The following is an 18,618-nucleotide window of genomic DNA, read 5'->3' as shown; positions in this document are numbered from 1 at the left end:
AAATGGCTCTCGGGCATCCTATTGTAGTTGAGACTTTACGCTGAGATACTCGATCTTGGCCTCAGAACCCAAAGTGAGAGTATTTTCGTAAGAAAAAGCCGAATATCATAAAAAGGCCATTACCGTTACCATTCCCATAATGGGGTATTTTGGGTAAAAAAGGTAACAATAGTGCAGAAAACGCGACTGTAACAATACATACTGAAAAAAAGGAAACGAATTTTGAATTTCTCTTTTTTGAGCATGTATAGGTCGTGTACGTATTAATACTTAACAGTTCCAGAACGACTATCAAAGAATAAATATTCAAGACATGTCCTCTCCATATAAGCATTATTTAATCTCAATGAGTGCTGCTTATACTTTTTATATTTCGGCAGTTTAGGGTCATCGTAAAAATTACCTTAGACAAAACTTATCGAAATTTAGACAAGTGTGCTAAGTTTTTTTATTATACCATGTAAAAATACTAACATATAGAAATATTGTTGCAATTTATTGCGCACAAAATATTACTCAGTTCATAATCATGTTTAGCAATGAACTCGTAAATATCCCAGCTGTTAACAATACTTATTCCAATATCATAGCTATGCTAAAATGATTAATGAAGGATCAGAGAACACTAAACTCAATTTACGAAAACTGGATATTGTAGCTCTCCCACGAAAATTCATAGTCCTAGTACAATTAATAATTGCATTTGAGAAGATTGAAGGCTGGAAGCATGAGGTTTCCAGCCTTGTTTCTGTATGTGTTACAGCTAACTTTGAGTTCTTTATACATCAAGCAGTTTGATTTCGCGATAGTCACTTTCATCAGTACAAAAATATTTGAAAAGTGATCCTTATTTAGTTAACTTGTACTGGTATATTCCATATATTGTATTAAGAACGATTTACAAGAATGTTGATTTTCATAATCAATTGATACTAAACGATGTGGAGGGATAAAATTAATGGCTGAATTAACAACTGGTTTGATCGAAAACACAGCTGTGCTAGGCGTCAGACCGACCGTAACCGTTGTAGTGAGAATTACAAATGATGGAACCACAACAGAATCAGTGATGACTGAAGGCAGCTTCGTTATGGGGGCAATAAAAGTGCTCTATGTATTAGAACAAATTAATTTGTTGCCCGGTGAAGCGGTGGAAAGAATATATTTTGCCGATTTTGATGCTTTTGAATTTCAATTTACCACCAGCTCGCCGGAAATAGCAATATCGGCTTGGGGGAAGGATACAGCAGGGAATTTGGTGGCAGCCCATCGAGTCTTACCGGCCGAACTTGAAGAGACGTTACCGACAGTATTAAACTATGCCGACTTTTTTGCCCTGATGCCTCCTGATAATGCAGCAACAGTTGCTCCCGGTACTGACGTAAGCTTTCCTCAAGACGGACCTACCAGCGCAACGACTATTACCAGAACTAGTGATACTGAATTTAACTTGTCTGCAATTGGCACTTATCAGGTTTTGTTTCAGGTAAGTGTGAGCGAGGCGGGCCAGTTGATTTTAACTCTCAATGGAGCCGACTTGGCATATACGGTAGTCGGGCGGGCAACAGGTACTTCTCAAATAGTGGGAATGGCTTATGTGACTACAACAGTCGCCGATTCAGTGCTCACTGTCCGAAACCCTGCCGGCAATGCAACAGCGCTAACCATTACCACTATCGCCGGAGGAACAAGGCCAGTTTCGGCTCATCTAGTTATCACACAAGTCGCCTAGATAAAATCCGCAGTATAAGTGAAACATGGTTTGTGCGCCTGGCACAAACCATGTTTTCTTTAATTTTCTTCTTGCTTTTTGCCAATGCCCGTTTCTTTTGCCTTCTAAATTCTAAAAATGAACATATAGAAAGGTGATCATTGTGACTTTCGTCTATACTAATGCTCCATACATGGGTGGTGTCTTTGTCCAGCCTTTCGCTTTACCGTATTTTAGAAATTTATCATAGGAACTCATTTCATCCTTAAATAAATCGATGAATGTTTTGCGCAGACTATCATTTCTTACCGTCTCCATTACTGCCCTCATGTGTAGGTCAATAGAGTTCTGAAGGCTTGTGAGAAGAATTCTATACATAAATTGATCTTCCATTGCTTCCGGATCTATGCGCTGCACCATTTCAGCGGGTGGCCTTTCAGGTACTTGAACACTATAGTTTAGACACAGTTCCTCAAGTTTCTCGATTTGCTTTTTGATAATTATTAAGCCCATATCTAAGACAGCAATAAAGCTTGTGTCATGGGCAAAACTAATGGAGAACATGACTAATTGCAGATGATCATATCTTAAGTTTAAATGGTCCCAGAGATGGAAAGCTTCACTGATTGATAAATCCTCAGTTTTAATGGGCTTGGAGGGCTTATAAGCCGGAGGATTGTCCTCCCAGCTCTTTAACTTACCAAATTTATAGAGTACTTGAAATTGATAGGCGTGGCCTAAAAGGGCATGTTTGAAAAGTTCACGGAGTTGATCATTACTTGTAGTAGTTCTATAGCACCGACCAAGGACAACCATTTGAGTAACTAGGTCTTCATAGATTCTCCTGTAAATATATCTATCTGTAAGCTCATCAAGCTTTTTGTCAATCCGGATATCCACTGCGGGTCTCTTGGGCAAGGTTACAGAATAGTGGGTTGCTTTCTCTTCCAATAACTTTGATTCCTTCATAAAGGTACTTAAGAAGCGACTAAGCATAAGATCAAAATCACGGTCATGGATAAAGTTTCTATACATCTGAAGGGTTTCTATACTTCCATAACGTGCTCTTAAGGCGTTCCATAAATTGAAGGCTCCTATAATATCAATAACTTCTACACCCGATAGTTTTTTAAAGAAAGAAAACAAAACAATCACCTCATTATAAGATTCTTTTAGTATCCGTTGGGCAAGGTGTTTTTATGCGATCAGAGAAAGGTTTGGGGCACCGGAGGCGACAACTTATTTGGAATTTTGAGTGTTTAAGATAATTAAAGAAAAATAGAGGTGAAACCCAAATAATGTCCAATATATATAGATATTAAAATACGGAACGAACAGAGGTTAATTTGTGCAAAATCACATGAGCTTGAACGATAGTTTTCCAGTTGTGGGCATCGGAGTCTCGGATGTTGGGGGAAAGGCGTTTAAAGCTTTTTTCAAAAATATGCCAGACGACTGTGGGATGGCCTTTGTTATTGTCGGCCGTCACGAAATGACGGTTCAGATTCTGCAGGAATACATATCTATGCCTGTTTTAGCTGTGAAAGACGATATGAAGATAATGCCCAACCATGTGTTCATCTGCCCGAGAGATAAAGATACCGGAATTGTACGGGGTAATTTTTATTTACGGGAACCCCTTTCTAATCCTCGCAAACCTTTAGATTATTTTTTTAGCACCCTGGCCTATGACCAAGGTGAAAATGCCATAAGTATTATTCTTTCAGGCATAAGTCATGATGGCGCGCTGGGCTCAAAAGAAATTAAAGCACAGTTTGGTATGGTCATGGTTGAGGACGGGGGCTTAGCGTGTGCTGATTCCGCTGGCAGTTCCTCGGTCTTGGAATTGGCAGATTTCATTTTGCCTATTGAGAAAATGAGTGATCAGCTCCTTGTGCATAACAAGTGGTTGCAACGAAGAGCTTCCCGGAGTATGAACGAAAAATTGAGTAAGAACTCAGAAATACTAAAGAGAGTGCTTTTCATTATCCAAATGCACAACAGCCACGATTTTTCCCTTTACAAAAAAGGGACTATTTACCGGCGCATAGAAAGCAGGATGCGCGTCTGCCATATTCAAGATATTGAGGAGTATGTTCGCTATTTGCAGCGAAACGCTGCCGAAGTGGAAACTCTTTTCAAAGCGATACTTATTAACGTAACCCGTTTTTTCCGTGACTCTGAAGCCTTCGAGGTTTTGGAGAATCAAGTGATTCCTGATTTGCTGGCGGATAAACCGGAGGGATATAACTTGCGAATATGGATCCCCGGGTGTTCCAGCGGGGAAGAAGTTTACTCCCTGGCAATCATAATTCAGGAATGCATGAACAAAGCCCGAAAGAATATGACGTTACAGATATTCGCTACAGACATTGACGAAGACGCTGTTTTAACAGCAAGGACTGGCTTATATCCCTTAAGGATCGCGGAGGATATACGCCCTGAGCGCTTAAAACGCTTTTTTAAGCTAGAAGAAAATCGATATCGGATTTCGAAGGAAATCCGGGAAACCATAATTTTTGCTTCCCATGATCTTATTAAAGACCCGCCTTTTATTAAGGTGGATATGATCAGCTGCCGAAACCTTTTAATATACTTTGAAAATTCCTTGCAAAAAAGGCTTTCCAATCTTTTTCATTTTAGCCTCCTACCCAATGGAATACTCTTTTTAGGTCCTTCCGAATCCTTTGGAAGCAACACGAACCTATATACTGTGTTAAATAGCAAATGGAAGTTATATAAACGCCGGGATGTCATTTCCAAACTCTGGGCAAATTTTCTTCCCAATTCATCAATAATCACGGCAGCCAAAGCAAGGGCGGATTTTACAAGCATCGTCGGATCAGAAAAATCAGGAATGATTAATTCTATAGAGAAAATGTTGTTAGAAAACTATACTCCGCCCTGTTTTATCGTTAATGAAAAGGGGGATATCATTTATATCAATGGACGTAGTAGAAAATATTTTGAACTAGCTACAGGAGAAGTTAGCTTAAACATCGCAACCATGGTTAAGGAGGAAATGCGGTATAGTTTAAGGGCAGTACTTCGTCAGGCCGCTAAAACAAAAGAAGATATTACGATTGAAGGCGTGAGGGTGATCATCAATGACGAACAAGTCACGCTTAATTTTGGTGTTAGGCCGATTGAGGAACCCGGAACATTACAGGGTTTGATCCTGGTGATCTTTGAGGAAGTTAATGCATTACCCGTTGATACTCCGCTAAGCAACATCGGTGACAGCTCGTCCAATGCTGTAACGCGGATCGACGAACTGGAGAATGAGCTGAAGAGTACAAAAGTTCAACTATTCAGAACCATCGAAGAGATTGAATTATCCTACATGGAGACAGCGGCGGCCAACGAAGAACTACACTCCGCTAATGAGGAATTACAGAGTTCAAATGAAGAGATGGAGACTTCCCGAGAAGAAATGCAGTCCCTCTACGAGGAAGTCGTAACCGTTAACAATGAACTGCAAACTAAACTGAATGAACTGGCCCACTCCAATGATGATATGACGAATCTTTTAAACAGCACAGAAATTGCCTTTATATTTCTGGATAGCGATTTGAACATTATGCGGTATACTCCTTTAGTCCCCAGGCTTGTTAACATCATTCCTTCAGATGTTGGTCGTCCTCTGGCCCACCTTGTAACAAAGCTCCGCAAGACGGATATTGTCTGCGAAGCCCAGAGGATTTTGGAGACATATGGCCAGATTGAGAAGGAGGTAGAAACCCTAGATGGGGTATGGTACCTGATGCGGTTAACACCCTATCGAACTTCCGAAAACACGGTGGCCGGTGTCGTAGTTTCTTTTGTTAATATCAGTAAACTTAAGGCACTAAATGTATTAAATACTGAGCTTAGGGACAGACGTGATTATGCCTTTAGTATCATTGAGGCCATTGGCTTCCCCCTTCTTGTGCTGGACGGTGATTTTAAGGTGCTAACAGCGAACTTGGATTTTTACCGGGTTTTCCAGGTGACCCCTTTAGAAACTGAAGGCACGATGCTATCACAACTTAGCAAAGGCCGCTGGAATACTCGCGAGTTAGAGGAAAAAATCACTACTATTATTACCGAAGGGATATCTTTTCGAAGCTTCCTTGTGGATTATGAATTCCCAGGCGTCGGCTATAAAAAAATATACCTCGATGCCCACCGGATTAACAGCAAAAAGCCATCTGCAGATTTAATCCTAGTCATCTTTAAGACGGAGAATTAATTTAGTGATGTTTTAGATAAGGGGGGTGGTGATTGCATGGATGGTGTAAAATTACGCCAAGAAGCAGAAGCAGAAGCACTGAGAAACCAAAAGAACAGAGCTATAGAGAATACTTCGGCAGATGGTTTAAGGGAGAAGATGGAGCTGGAGGTTCATCAAATCGAATTATCAATGCAAAATGAAGAATTGCAGCGTGTTGGTCTGGAGAATGAATTATCCAGGGACAAATATAGGAAATTATATGATTTTGCCCCAGTGGGTTTCTTTACCTGTGGGATCAATGGCCTGATCCTGGAAGTAAACCGAACTGGGGCAGCTTTATTCGAAGTGGAGAAAGATCAGTTATTGGGTAAGGACTTTACCAGCTTTGTGGTAGCTGAACACCAGCAAATTTTTTCTCTTTACTGCAAGTCACTGTGGCAAATGCAAATTAAGACAAAGCAGGAATGTGAGCTGAACCTCAGGAAGAATGACGGGACAGTTTTTTGTGCTTTAGTTGAAGGTATAGCAGAAAAAGAGCAAGAAAACGAAGAAAAAAACACTCTCTGCTTTCTTGCGGTCAAAGATATTACCGAACGAAAGAAGAATGAGGAAGATAAATTTAGTTACCAACGGATGGAGTCTTTGGGGATTTTGGCTGGGGGCATAGCCCACGATTTTAACAATCTACTGACGGTAATATTAGGTAACATCTCATTATTTAAAATGCGGAGTTTGAAGCAGGAAAAAAACCTGGATCTATTGGAAGAGGCAGAAAAAGCCTGTCGGCAGTCCACGGATTTAACCTTGCAGTTGTTGACCTTTGCCAAGGGGGGGAAGCCCCTTAAAGAGGTGATATCCATTGTGCCACTACTTAATGATACCGTCATTTTTGCTATGAGGGGTTCCAATGTGCGTCATGAACTTGAATTGTCCGATGATTTATGGATGGTTGAGGTTGATGGCGGACATATCAGACAGGTGGTGAATAATCTGGTCATCAATGCCCAGCAGGCCATGCCTAATGGGGGGACGGTGTCTTTGAGGTGTGAGAATAAATACTTGACAGAGGAAGAGGGACTGCCATTAAACGTAGGCCCCTATCTAAAGATAACTGTGGAAGATCACGGCGTTGGCATCCATAAAGACCAGGTGAACAAGATTTTTGATCCTTATTTTACGACAAAGGCTCAAGGTAACGGGTTAGGACTAGCTACTTCTTATTCCATAGTCAAGCGGCACAATGGTCACATTAAGGTTGAGTCCGAACTAGGTCAAGGGACAGCTGTATCTGTCTACCTTCCAGCCATACCGGGAACGGCTCTGTCAGAGAAGATGGCTATAGAACCGTTTTTTTTCGGGCAAGGAAAAATTTTGGTTATGGATGATCAAGCTTCCATACGAGAAGTTATTGGCGGAATGCTGACCCAGTTGGGTTGTGAACCTGCCTTTGCTGTAGATGGAGAGGAGGCCATCCTTCTTTACAGGGAAGCCAGTGAGAGGGGCGAGCCTTATGATGCTGTTATTTTCGATTTAACCGTGCCCGGTGGAGCAGGTGGCAGACAGGCCCTGGAGGAGATCATTAAAATCAATCCCCAGGTCAAGGCCATAACCTCCAGTGGCTACTGTAACGACGCCATTATGACTGATTTTAAAAAGTATGGATTCAAAGCTGCATTACCTAAGCCTTTCTGCCTGGAGGAACTTAGCAGAGTCCTTAGGAATACTGTTATGGACTCCGTATAATCCTTAGCGCTCTGGTCGGCATTTATCGATATTCCAAAGGATTTTTCCGTCTTAAAGCCCAACTCGGACTTTGGGTAATCCGCCAAGGGTGGGACCAAATGGTGCATCGATGCACCATTTGATTTAAAGGCACAGTTTTTGACGTCAGTTTTTCTCATCCTTCAAAGGAATAATCAATATATGCCTGTTTAATAGTCTTATAGAGCTCTCTGGAGATTGGAATAGGCTTATTTGAAAAGGTGATGATGTCTTTATCCGTAATACGGTGAATACAGTCCATATTCACAATGTAAGAGCGGTGGGGCTTAATAAACCGCTTATCCCTAAGCAGGTCGTTCTCAAGCTGGCTCATAGTACCATAGCTTTCCAAAACCTCACCAGTTGTTAAGTGAAAGAATAATGTTCGCCCTAAAACCTCGGTATATTCTAGGTTATGTAATAAAATTTTAGTTAAACAGGTTTTACATTTTACAAGGATTCCATTTTCTTTTTCATCCGCAATATCAGCACAAGCCTTTTCTAAAATGGGCATAAGCTCTTCTTTGTTGATTGGCTTTAGAAGATAATAAAAAGCATCTACCTTGTAAGAATCTACAGCAAACTCGCGTGACAAGGTTAAAAATATTATTTTGGATAGGTTGCTTTTCTGTCTAATCTCTGTTGCAACCTCAATACCGGTCATCAAAGGCATCACAACGTCTAAAATTAAGAGATCGTAGCTTTTACGATTTTCTGTTGCCACAAGCAAATCTAAGCTGCTAGAAAAGGTGTCGCATTTAATGTTGTATTTAGAGCTGTGAGAAGCTCTAAACTCCTCTACGATTTGGTTTATCTGTATTAATTCATTGTTATTATCATCACATATAGCAATATGTAGCATAAAAAAGTGCCATTCCTTTCGCTGTGCTCAAAGGGACAAAAGCAAAGATTGTCCTTCTTAAATGAAGGCTTTTTTGTTGTACCCTTCTATCTCTTGAATGGAATACGAGTCCTTTCAACCTAAATTACGGGTTAGATTAGCATAATATAGATCCCCTAATTATAGCATCAAAATAAAATATGTGACATTTTGTAAAACTTAATTTGATTTCCTTCAATTGATTTCTGCTCGGCAGAATTATTCCACTGCTACTGATAGATTCGGCCCTCACATAATCGACAAAGTTAATCCATGCTGAAACAAAGACTAGACCTAGGAGAGAAATTTCTTCCGGGTCTAGTCTTTGTTTTAGGGACAATTTTATAAGCGATTACTCTGCAATAGTACGCTACTACAGAATAATGCTTGTCTTAAAGATTCTGTCTTCGGCTGTGAAGGAATACATCCCGCCGTATTTATGTGCTATCGCTGCGATACTTTTTGTGCCAAAGCCATGATTCATATCCGTGCTTATCGGAATGTCGTCAACAAATATGATCGTGCCATCAAAGCTGTTGGTGATTTGTATATAGAGCTTATTATTGTTGACTTTGGAGACGATTTTTATGATTCTGTCATTTGCGCCATAAATGCCCTTACAGGCACTAATGGCATTTTCAAGGGCATTAGCAAAAATAACACAAAGATCCATATCAGATACGACGTTTTTCTCCGGGAGATTGATCTGAGTTTCAACAGAAATTTGTTCATTCTTGGCCTTCGCAATATAAGAAGATAGAATCAAATTAACCGTATAATTCATGCAATATTTTTCAACCACAACACCCTCAATCGTTTTTTCGACCTCTGTAATATATTTTTGTGCCGCCTCCTTGTTGTTGTCTACGAGATAGGAATTGATCAGATTCAAGTGGTGTCGCATATCGTGGCGATACAGCATTGTCTTTTCTTGTGATTCTTCCAATGCTTCAAAATGAGTCTGTGCTGCGGCTACCTGAGTCATTAATAAATTCTGTTCATTTTGCAGGGTAATCTGTTCTCTGGTTTGTTTAAAAAATTGCAGAATCAGAAAATAGGCTGAAAGAGTCAAAATAAAGAGCAGCACAGCATCCTTTAAAATTGGCCGAATGATAACATTGTCCAAATCATATCTTGCAATAGAATAAATAAGCAAAGAGTATGAAAGCGGTATAACACAAAAGCCTAGCCAGCCTTTATCTGTGTTGTGCATCATATAAAGGAAAGGCGGACGGATATACTTGTAAATAATAAATCCTGTGGGCAGATACAGGATATAGCAAACAATGTTCACGATTTCTCTGCTGGAGCCAAAAAAGGATGAAATAATAAGTCCTACCAAGGAGAATGACGTGCTTATTGCAATGAGTGTCAAAAGAATAAAGAATACCTTGATTGCTTTGAATTTCGAGATAAACACAAATGCTAAAAATACCGGAAGGTGGACAAGAAGGGGGTATAGTTTCATAAACTGCGAATACCCTAAATTGAGCAAAACAAACCCATCACAAACTAGCACGACAACTGCATAAAGCCCCAGCAGAAAGCGATCCTTTTTGTGCTTTATCTCACAATCCAAAAGCATATACATCACGCTGATTGCGAAAATAAGAGATAGAACCGATCTTATATAATCCATCATATTGCTAACTCCTATTCGTCTTCCGATTTTAATCCTGTCACAGATTTACCTTCCAATATTTGTTCCATTATACTAAAAACCGTTACAAAAAAAATACCTAAAACCGTCTTAAATTACATTTCATAACAAAAAACACCCGTTTCATGCGGGTGGCAATTTATTTAATCTATTTATTGCAATAATTTTAATGAATCCAGATATAAAATAGTATTTGTCACAAATGGCATTAAATTTCTAGACCCCACTAGGAATACAAAATAGATATAAAATTAGCTTGTTCACTGCCTTCACTTTCTGAAAATGGAGGTACGATGAACATAATTCTAAATGTTACAAGGAGGTAATTATTACGCACTATGACTTTATAACCAATGTTATAGTGGTCTTATTTTTCTGTTGCGTTTCAATATGGATAGTGTTATCTTACAAGAATATTACCGTGCAAAAATTAGCAAGTGAGAAATTAATTAAGGCTCAAGAAGAGACGATTTCAATTCTCGAAAGTATGACAGATGGTTTTTATGCCTTGGATAGAGACTTTCAATTCACTTATGTAAACCGCGCAACTGAAGTTGCTTTTAGTAAATCACGGGATGAGGTATTGGGCAAAAAAATAACTCAAGTATTTAAGGCTAATGAAACCATCCTATTGAACTTTAATAAAGTAATTTCCGAAAACTGCCCAATAACTTTTGAAATCATCTCTGAAGCTCTAGGCAATAAATGGTTTGAAATAAGTGCTTGCCCTACAGACAATGGCCTAACTTGTTATTTCCGTGATATTACAAGTCGTAAGTCAGCAGAAGAAAACCTTTTGGACGGAGAGCATTGTCATATAACGGGGATTATTGACGTTACTGAGCAAAAGCGTATTCAAAAAGAGATGGCTAATCTCGAACGTTTAAACTTGGTAGGTCAGTTGGCTGCTGGTATAGCGCACGAAATAAGGAATCCGTTGACGACAGTTAGGGGTTATCTTCAACTTATATCTGCAAAACCCAATTATGCAGACCAGAAGGATGTCTTTACCCTGATGATTTCGGAGCTGGATCGTGCAAACTTTATTATTTCAGAATTTCTTGCGCTGGCTCAAACTAAACCTGCTGAATTTAAATCCCAAAATCTTAACGACATTGTTACTAATTTATACCCACTTTTAGAGGCAGATACCTTTACGCAAAACAAAAAAATCCGTTTTATTCCGGGTGAAATTCCCAATTTAGATCTTGACAGAAAAGAAATCTGCCAACTGTTACTGAATTTAACACGCAATGGACTTGAAGCAATGGGAATGGGTGGTTCTCTAATTATTAAAACTTATGTAGAGGACAGTACGGTAGTGCTTTCAATTACAGATGAGGGGTCTGGCATTCAACCAGAAAACCTTAAGAAATTAGGAATCCCCTTCTATACAACTAAAGACAGTGGGACTGGGTTGGGTCTACCAACTTGCTTTAGAATTGCAGAATCTCATAAAGCCAAGCTAAATATATTCTCTAGTCCCAGTGGGACAACTATCTGTACACTTTTCCCTATTCCAGATGAGTGATGAAAACAGGTTCTCAACTCATGTCAATAGTTCCAAAAATCATCGTCCTGATAAAAGCTTTCCAAAAATCACCCATAACCTTTATAAACACAATAGAAGAGGTAAAATCACCCCTTAAAGCCTAGAGTTAATTTAACTGTTACAAGTGATTGATCCTCCCAATTTTCCTTTCTCAAATTACACCTGAGAAGGGATATCTTTTATTCTACGATGGTCAATATTCATTATAAAACTGGGGTCGGTTTTCGGAATAAATCAATTCCTAATAACGCTTGAAGAGGATGGAAGATTTGTTGTTAATTAAAGGATTTTGGCTGTTGGAGTAGAATAATGTCAAGACCCTTGAAAGGAGGGGTATTTATAAAACTTGACATTTTAACTCTTGCTTTTATCCTCAGTTTTACATTGGTCACCCAGGTTATCGCTCTTTTTCTCCAATATAGGGTGAATAAATCCTACAGTGGGATTGGATGGTGGCTACTGGGTTCTAGTTTAATGGCACTGGGGTTTATCTTTATGCCCCTGTTAACCGTAAAATCCCTCGAAATGCTTGCCAGGATCGCTAACCCACTGGTGGTTTTAGGGCATATCTTCTTATACATCGGCATTCTCCAGTTCCTTAATAAGAAATTGAATCAATGGATACCAATTTCAATTTTTTTAGTTTCCACTCTTTCCTATTATTATTATATGTATTTCAATAATGATATTTCTGCACGTACAGTTGTCGTACAAGCTACGATAGCTATTATTTCATTTATGACTGCATTCCAGCTTTTTTTCAAAAAAGACAGGCTTATCTCTTGCTCAGCTAACTTTACCGCCACTGTTTTTCTCGTATATGGATGTTTTTCAACATTACGTACCTTTTTGGCAATTATCTTACCTCCTATGCGCTCATATATTGACCAAGCGCCGATTCTTATAATTGGATTTATTGTTCCAATCATCACAAGTGCTTTATGGACATTTGGGTTGATTATCATGGTAAATCAGAGGCTAAATATTGAAAATCAAGTAGAAAAAGAAAAATTGCAATTGGTCTTTAACACAAGTCCAGATGCCGAATTGATAACTCAATTGAATGATGGCTTATTTGTTGACGTCAATAGTGGATTTTCAGTATTAAGTGGTTACACTCGTGCAGAGGTCATAGGAATTGCTACAATAAAGATTATCTGGCATAATATTGCGGATCAAAAGACTTTTACAACTGAGATGAATGATAAAAGAATTTGTGAAAACATGGAATTTCTTTTCCAACGTAAAGATGGAAGTCAGTTTGTAGGAATGATCTCAGGCAGGATCATTACGATTAACACAGTACCCCATATTATTAGCGTGATTCGTGACATCACAGAGCGCAAGCTGGCTGAGCAGCAAATACAAAAGCTGGTTCAACAGCTTGAAATCGAGAAGAATACCGCTCAGCACAATTCGATTACCGACAGTCTGACAGGATTGGCGAATCGTAGATATTTTGATGAGGCTCTCAGAACAGAGTTTTACAGGCTGAAGCGATCTGGATCTACTTTGTCGCTGATCATGCTAGATGTAGATTATTTTAAAAAATTCAATGACAGTTATGGCCATTTAGCCGGGGATGAGTGTTTGCGACTGATTGGAACTACATTAAGAACAATTGTTGGGCGAGCGCCTGACATTGTTGCACGATATGGAGGAGAAGAGTTTGTTGTTATACTGCCCGAGACAGACGAAAATGGGGCTAAATCTTTGGGGGAGCGAATCCGGAAAGCAGTTGAAGAGCTTGCTATTCCACACGCTGCATCCGACATTGCTGAGTGTGTTACGGTTAGCCTCGGGGTTGTAACCGTTTACACGAACGGGTTAGCATCACCAGAGAAAGTTGTGTCACTAGCTGATGAAGCTCTTTATTGTGCCAAAAAAGGAGGACGTAACCAGATCGCGATTGCAACTGCAACCTATTGCTAAAGGGAGCTATCAGATTGAAATCTTCTGTCAATCAAGTGTCAATTTAGTTAATATAATCAACGGAACTTTTACCTTCCTCTTGTCACTTTTTATTTCAATTATTATTTTTCGATCTACTGAGAAGGAATATTTTTATAAATATAACTTAGAGTTTCTATGTCGAATATCATAGGTAATGCAATCAAATTTACCACTAGTGGAAGAATTGATGTTACGCTAAGAGAAATTAAGCAAGATTTAAATAATGAAGTTTGTTTGGAGTTTGTAGTAAGGGATACGGGTATCGGAATAAGTCAAAAAAATATTAAAGATATTTTCAACAGCTTTAGTCAGGCAGACAGTACGATAACCAGACAGTATGGTGGGACAGGATTAGGACTCCCGATATGCAAAGGTTTAGTGGAACTTATGCAAGGAGAAATATGGACAGAAAGCATAGAAGGGGTAGGCAGCAGCTTTTATTTCACTTGTGTTTTAGATAGATGTGCAGAGGAGGAGGCAAACTCTAAAGCAACAGAGGTTAGATTTTTAGAAGACCTTGCCAAAAAAGATGGTCTAAAGCTGCTAATCGTCGAGGATGATGCAATTAATAGGATGGTAATAGAAAAATTTGTTAAACTAAAAAAATGGCAGTTTGTTCCCGTGGAAAATGGAAAAGAAGCTGTTGATGTTTATCAAAAATATAATTTTGATATAATTCTTATGGATATTCAGATGCCTGTTTTAGATGGTTATAATGCAACTGGAATTATCAGAATGTTTGAGAGCCAAAAAAGTATCCACACCCATTATTGCTTTGACTTCTTACGCCTTAAAGGGTGACAGAGAAAAGTGTCTAGAATCGGGAATGGATGATTACCTGACTAAGCCGATTAATATTAGTGATTTTTATCTAACTGTAGAGAAATGGGCTAAGATAAGGAAAGATGTTATTCTAGGAAATGGTGATAATAGCTACAAAGAGAATCTTGGAGTACATGAGGGATAGTGTAGATTAATTGAGGTGGGGGTTGATCCCCACCTTTCGTTTTTTTATAGGGCAAGTAAGTTAAATCACTATTGTAATCAAATAACTCTCCAAATAAGTTGGTTATGTCAAAGTGGAATAAATTACATGGAGGAGAATTGAAAGATTAACAAAAACTAATTAAGTGTTGCTAAAGATAAATTATTAATACTCAAACAAATCTAAAAACTAGGAGGGTTAAAAAATGAAAATTCCTAAAACTAAAGATCGTATGTTGTTAGGTGTTTTTGCAGGGGGACTGGCTTTTATAGTTCAATCATTGTTTGATTATGCATCTTACAAACAGGACATTTCAAAACGTAATTACTGGCATACCGCTGCAGGCGTATGGGTAAAGAGTAAAAGGCAGGCTGGAAAATGGAATGGACAATTGTTGGGTGCTTGGATGACCTTTGGTTTAAATGCAGTAAATGGTATATTTATGGTGTGGAGCCTTACTAAGGTCGGCTTAAATAAATGGCCCATAAAGGGTGTTCTGTTTGGGTCGATTACTGGAGGAATAACAAATGCGCTATTAAGTGGCTTTGAAAATAACAAGGTTGCACCTAAAGATAGTAATAGCGCCTTATCATATGCGCTAACCAATGCAGTCACCGGATTTGTTGCCGCTTGGGCCATTGTGATTTTTGGAGATCAATCACTTTTCAACGAAAGACGGGTTGCTAATAATACCTCAGTAGAAGATACCTTACAAGCATCGTCAGTGAACATTAATGGAATTGACATGAAGGAATCCCAACAGTATTTACATTAACATAGAATTGCGAAATGACTAATTCTTTTCTGAGATTAGTCATTTGCTATTATTTAGTTAATTATTTGTCACATTTCACCATGTTGGCAAATTCGTCAACCTTAAATTCGACAGAAAAAGTTGTCCCTTTGGGCCCTGTTTCTATATTAATAGTAGCATTATGACGAGCTGCAATACTGTAGCAAATACCTAACCCAAGACCCGTTCCATTTTTTTTCGTAGTAAAGAAAGGTGTACCTAATTTATCTAATACATCAGGTTTTATCCCTTCCCCCTCATCTTCAATTGTAAGTATGGTTTTATTTTCTTGATGTTGGGTTTTGATTTTTAATGTACCACCGGCAGTCATAGAATCCAGACCATTTCTGCAAAGGTTAAGAATTAGTTGTCGTATCTCATTATGATTTAATGATTGATTGGGAACTTCGGATAGTTCCAGATCGAGATATTTGTCTTGGGTGTAAGCATCTGCTTCAATAAGGGGCTTGAGGGACTCGATAATTTTATTAATATTTCCATTTTTACAATCAACAAGTGTATTTCTTCCAATCGAAAGGAATTCGGTAATAATGGAATTAGCACGATCTAATTCATCTATCATCAGTTTAAAATAATCACTATAGTCTAAACATCCTTCTTTGATTTGAAGCATTTGCAAGAAACCTCTAACTACAGTCATTGGGTTTCTAACCTCGTGACTGATTCCTGCTGCCATTTCACCAATAAGATTTAGCCTATCAAACTTAGCCATTTGCTCTTCGTATAGTTTTTTTTCAGTAATATCCTGAACAAAGGCAATTGCAAACTCATGGGGTTCCACAGAACGGACAATAGTCAGATTCCCCCAAAAAAAGCGACCGTCTTTTTTTAGGTAACGTCTTTCTAATTCATAGTGTTCTCGCTTGCCGTTAAATACTTCAAGGGTCAAATCTCGATCCTTTTGTATGTCTTCCGGATGGGTAACTGTCATCCAGTCCATATTACATAATTCTTCTTGCGTATAGCCTATCATTTCCTCAAAAGCACGGTTACATTTAAGGATCTTGCCCTCCATGTTTATTGTCCCAATACCTAACTTGGTATTATCGAAAATAGCCTTTAAATGTGCTTCGCTCTGTTTTCGTTGCATAATCTCTTCTTTAAGTTTTTTCTCTAAATTAATATGATTTGTAATATCGTGAAATATGGTTGAAGCGCCGTAGGTCGTACCCTTTTCGTCAATCAAAGGAGCAACAGATAATAATACATTAATTATCCGGCCTTGTTTCGTTTTTCTTAAAGTTTCAAAACTGCCAAATCCTTTTTCATAGTTAGTAACATCTAAACTTTTCTCTTCACATTTTAATCCTTCCGGCACTAGGATTGAGATATTTTTACCGATTACTTCTTCATTATTATATCCAAACATGGTTTCAGCTGCGGAATTCCAGGTCATGATTACTCCATCTAAGGCCATACTGATAATAGCATCATTGGAAGATTCAACAATGGCAGCAAGTTGATTTAATTTTTCTTTGTTATGCTTTTCCTCCTTAATATCTCTGAAGAATACTGTGATCCCGTTAGGATATGGATAAGCACTAAATGAATATCTTTTATCAGTCAATATGGTATTGGTTTCCCAATGCATCGGGATATTTTTTGACTTTGCCTCATGTAGTTTTACGTAAACATCCGAGTCTACGGCTTGAGGATATACCTCCCAAATATTCTTTCTGATTAATTCTTCTTGCTTAAATGTGGCTTGTTGTGCTCCTTTATTGATATATGTAAATCTCCATTGATTATCTAGAGCATAAAAACCATCGGTTATTCCTTCAATGATTGTATTTAGCAAAGAAATTGAATGATTATATTGATTGTTTAATTCTTTTAAACTGTTTGTATATTGTTGGAGTTTGACCAATACAGGGGTAAGTTCAGGTATTTTAGAAAATGGTGCTTCGTCTTGCCTTTCTTGAATTATCTGTTGACTAAAATCATTGAGTAAGTTTAGAGTTTGACCAACACTATTTCTTATATATATTAAAACCATAAACCAAATGATTAAGCCACAAACCACTATTTTAGCCGCTTCAAAGATTGAGCGTACATATAAATCATCAATTTTAAGATTCGTCCAAGTAAGGCCGATGATTTTTCCTTGATAAACCACGGGGAGAGTAACGCATAGAATGGACTTACCAGACCATCCGACAGACGTATCATTTATCACGAATTCAGGTTTTCCCGATTCATAAGACTTAAAGTATGGATATGAACGAGGTACTTCCTTAAGTAACAGCGGGTCGAAGTTAGGAGCAAAAGTGATAACAGAGTTAAGCTCTATATCATAGTAGCCCATTCCAGCATTCTGATATTGAATAGAAATATTGCCAATAGGCCCTTGAAGTATATTATTCATTGCTAATATTTTCTGATTGTGTGTCAAATCTTCATTTTCTTTGATTTTCGTCAGATCATTAACATTACTGGTTACTTGATTCAGGATTAATGTTGAGACTGACAATAGTTCTTTCTCTTTGCCGGCACGTAAGCTGTTCCAAGATTGAAAAGCAACTACTATTGACCATAAAAAAATAGTAATAACAATGAAGGTTGTAATTTTATGTAATACTTTATCGGTAAAGGTTTTTGGTTCGTTCATAATAGTGCCTCCTTCAACATTCTGACATTGCAAATCTTACCACAAGCAAACAAAATTTATTGTCGAAAATAAAATAACTCAAATAATAGCAAAAAATTGCAAATGGTTGCAAGAAGATGCATTAATATCTTACTATTTTATACATTTGCTCAGATGAATAATAAGGTACATAGCTTTTAGTAGTAGTTAGTGATGCAAAGATGTAGTTTGGATGAAGTTGTTAAAATTTTTTGTTACTATTTGTGGAATTTTCCTAGGATATTTTTTGAAATGTTTACTGTTTATCACAAAAAAATGGGAAATGCCTTAGCCCATATGGGCGGATCAATGATTGTTGACAAAATTAGAGTTGATCAACCGAAAAATGAATTACTCGGACAGATTTGGCATATGCTCACAGGTATAGATTGGGAATCCCCATTATGTACTGTTATTGTACCGAATCAATGAAAGTAGGAGCTAAAATGTCTCTTAGACAATT

At 38.1% G+C, this 18,618-nt stretch carries 13 protein-coding genes; 9 read left to right on the top strand and 4 right to left on the bottom strand.

Going from position 1 to position 18,618, the window contains the following annotated elements; all coding sequences use genetic code 11:
- Window positions 1–958: 958 nt before the first annotated feature.
- On the top strand, window positions 959–1,732 hold the full coding sequence (locus BLS16_RS24360; protein ID WP_242876329.1) for a hypothetical protein: 774 nt from the start codon (window positions 959–961) through the stop codon (window positions 1,730–1,732).
- A 153-nt stretch (window positions 1,733–1,885) separates the two neighbouring features.
- Here the strand turns inward: BLS16_RS24360 and BLS16_RS16190 are convergent, their stop codons facing one another.
- Entirely contained in the window at window positions 1,886–2,857 is a 972-nt protein-coding gene (locus BLS16_RS16190; RefSeq protein ID WP_092334710.1) for a DUF3231 family protein, read from the bottom strand.
- Window positions 2,858–3,071: 214 nt separating this feature from the next.
- Here BLS16_RS16190 and BLS16_RS16185 point away from each other — a divergent pair, with 214 nt between their 5' ends.
- Window positions 3,072–5,942, top strand: a complete 2,871-nt coding sequence (locus tag BLS16_RS16185; protein ID WP_176786203.1) for a CheR family methyltransferase — start codon at window positions 3,072–3,074, stop codon at window positions 5,940–5,942.
- Window positions 5,943–5,978: 36 nt separating this feature from the next.
- The gene (locus tag BLS16_RS16180) at window positions 5,979–7,667 is read left to right on the top strand and encodes a hybrid sensor histidine kinase/response regulator (protein WP_092334708.1); all 1,689 of its coding nucleotides are present in this window, start codon (window positions 5,979–5,981) and stop codon (window positions 7,665–7,667) included.
- A 154-nt stretch (window positions 7,668–7,821) separates the two neighbouring features.
- Here BLS16_RS16180 and BLS16_RS16175 read toward each other — a convergent pair whose 3' ends face one another.
- Window positions 7,822–8,547: a LytR/AlgR family response regulator transcription factor gene (locus BLS16_RS16175; protein ID WP_092334707.1), complete on the bottom strand. Its 726-nt coding sequence runs from the start codon at window positions 8,545–8,547 to the stop codon at window positions 7,822–7,824.
- A gap of 391 nt (window positions 8,548–8,938) precedes the next feature.
- Complete coding sequence (locus BLS16_RS16170) at window positions 8,939–10,207, bottom strand: ATP-binding protein (protein ID WP_092334706.1); 1,269 nt, start codon at window positions 10,205–10,207, stop codon at window positions 8,939–8,941.
- A gap of 439 nt (window positions 10,208–10,646) precedes the next feature.
- Between BLS16_RS16170 and BLS16_RS16165 the strand changes: the two genes are divergently transcribed.
- The 5 genes from BLS16_RS16165 to BLS16_RS16140 all read left to right on the top strand — a co-directional run bounded on the left by BLS16_RS16165 (window position 10,647) and on the right by BLS16_RS16140 (window position 15,490).
- Window positions 10,647–11,756, top strand: a complete 1,110-nt coding sequence (locus BLS16_RS16165) for a two-component system sensor histidine kinase NtrB (protein ID WP_242876328.1) — start codon at window positions 10,647–10,649, stop codon at window positions 11,754–11,756.
- A 330-nt stretch (window positions 11,757–12,086) separates the two neighbouring features.
- Window positions 12,087–13,709 carry a GGDEF domain-containing protein gene (locus tag BLS16_RS16160; RefSeq protein ID WP_092334704.1) on the top strand — a complete coding sequence of 541 codons (1,623 nt, stop codon included), beginning with the start codon at window positions 12,087–12,089 and terminating at the stop codon, window positions 13,707–13,709.
- 156 nt (window positions 13,710–13,865) lie between these two features.
- Window positions 13,866–14,531 (top strand): ATP-binding response regulator, encoded by a 666-nt coding sequence (locus BLS16_RS16150; protein WP_092334702.1) that lies wholly within the window; start codon window positions 13,866–13,868, stop codon window positions 14,529–14,531.
- A 25-nt stretch (window positions 14,532–14,556) separates the two neighbouring features.
- A complete protein-coding gene (locus tag BLS16_RS24355; protein ID WP_242876327.1) occupies window positions 14,557–14,697 on the top strand; it encodes a hypothetical protein in 141 nt (46 codons plus the stop codon).
- A 223-nt stretch (window positions 14,698–14,920) separates the two neighbouring features.
- Window positions 14,921–15,490, top strand: coding sequence for a hypothetical protein (locus tag BLS16_RS16140; protein WP_092334700.1), 570 nt, complete (start codon window positions 14,921–14,923; stop codon window positions 15,488–15,490).
- 61 nt (window positions 15,491–15,551) lie between these two features.
- On the opposite strand, the gene BLS16_RS16135 is transcribed toward BLS16_RS16140, so the two are convergent.
- Window positions 15,552–18,137: a PAS domain S-box protein gene (locus tag BLS16_RS16135; protein ID WP_092334699.1), complete on the bottom strand. Its 2,586-nt coding sequence runs from the start codon at window positions 18,135–18,137 to the stop codon at window positions 15,552–15,554.
- A 270-nt stretch (window positions 18,138–18,407) separates the two neighbouring features.
- On the opposite strand from BLS16_RS16135, the gene BLS16_RS16130 reads away from it, so the two are divergent.
- Window positions 18,408–18,587 (top strand): hypothetical protein, encoded by a 180-nt coding sequence (locus tag BLS16_RS16130; RefSeq protein WP_092334698.1) that lies wholly within the window; start codon window positions 18,408–18,410, stop codon window positions 18,585–18,587.
- Window positions 18,588–18,618: the final 31 nt, after the last annotated feature.

This window comes from Desulfosporosinus hippei DSM 8344, assembly GCF_900100785.1.
GTDB lineage: Bacteria > Bacillota > Desulfitobacteriia > Desulfitobacteriales > Desulfitobacteriaceae > Desulfosporosinus > Desulfosporosinus hippei.
The sequence above is the reverse complement of the archived record's forward strand: the minus strand, read 5'-3'. Positions and strand labels throughout refer to the sequence as shown.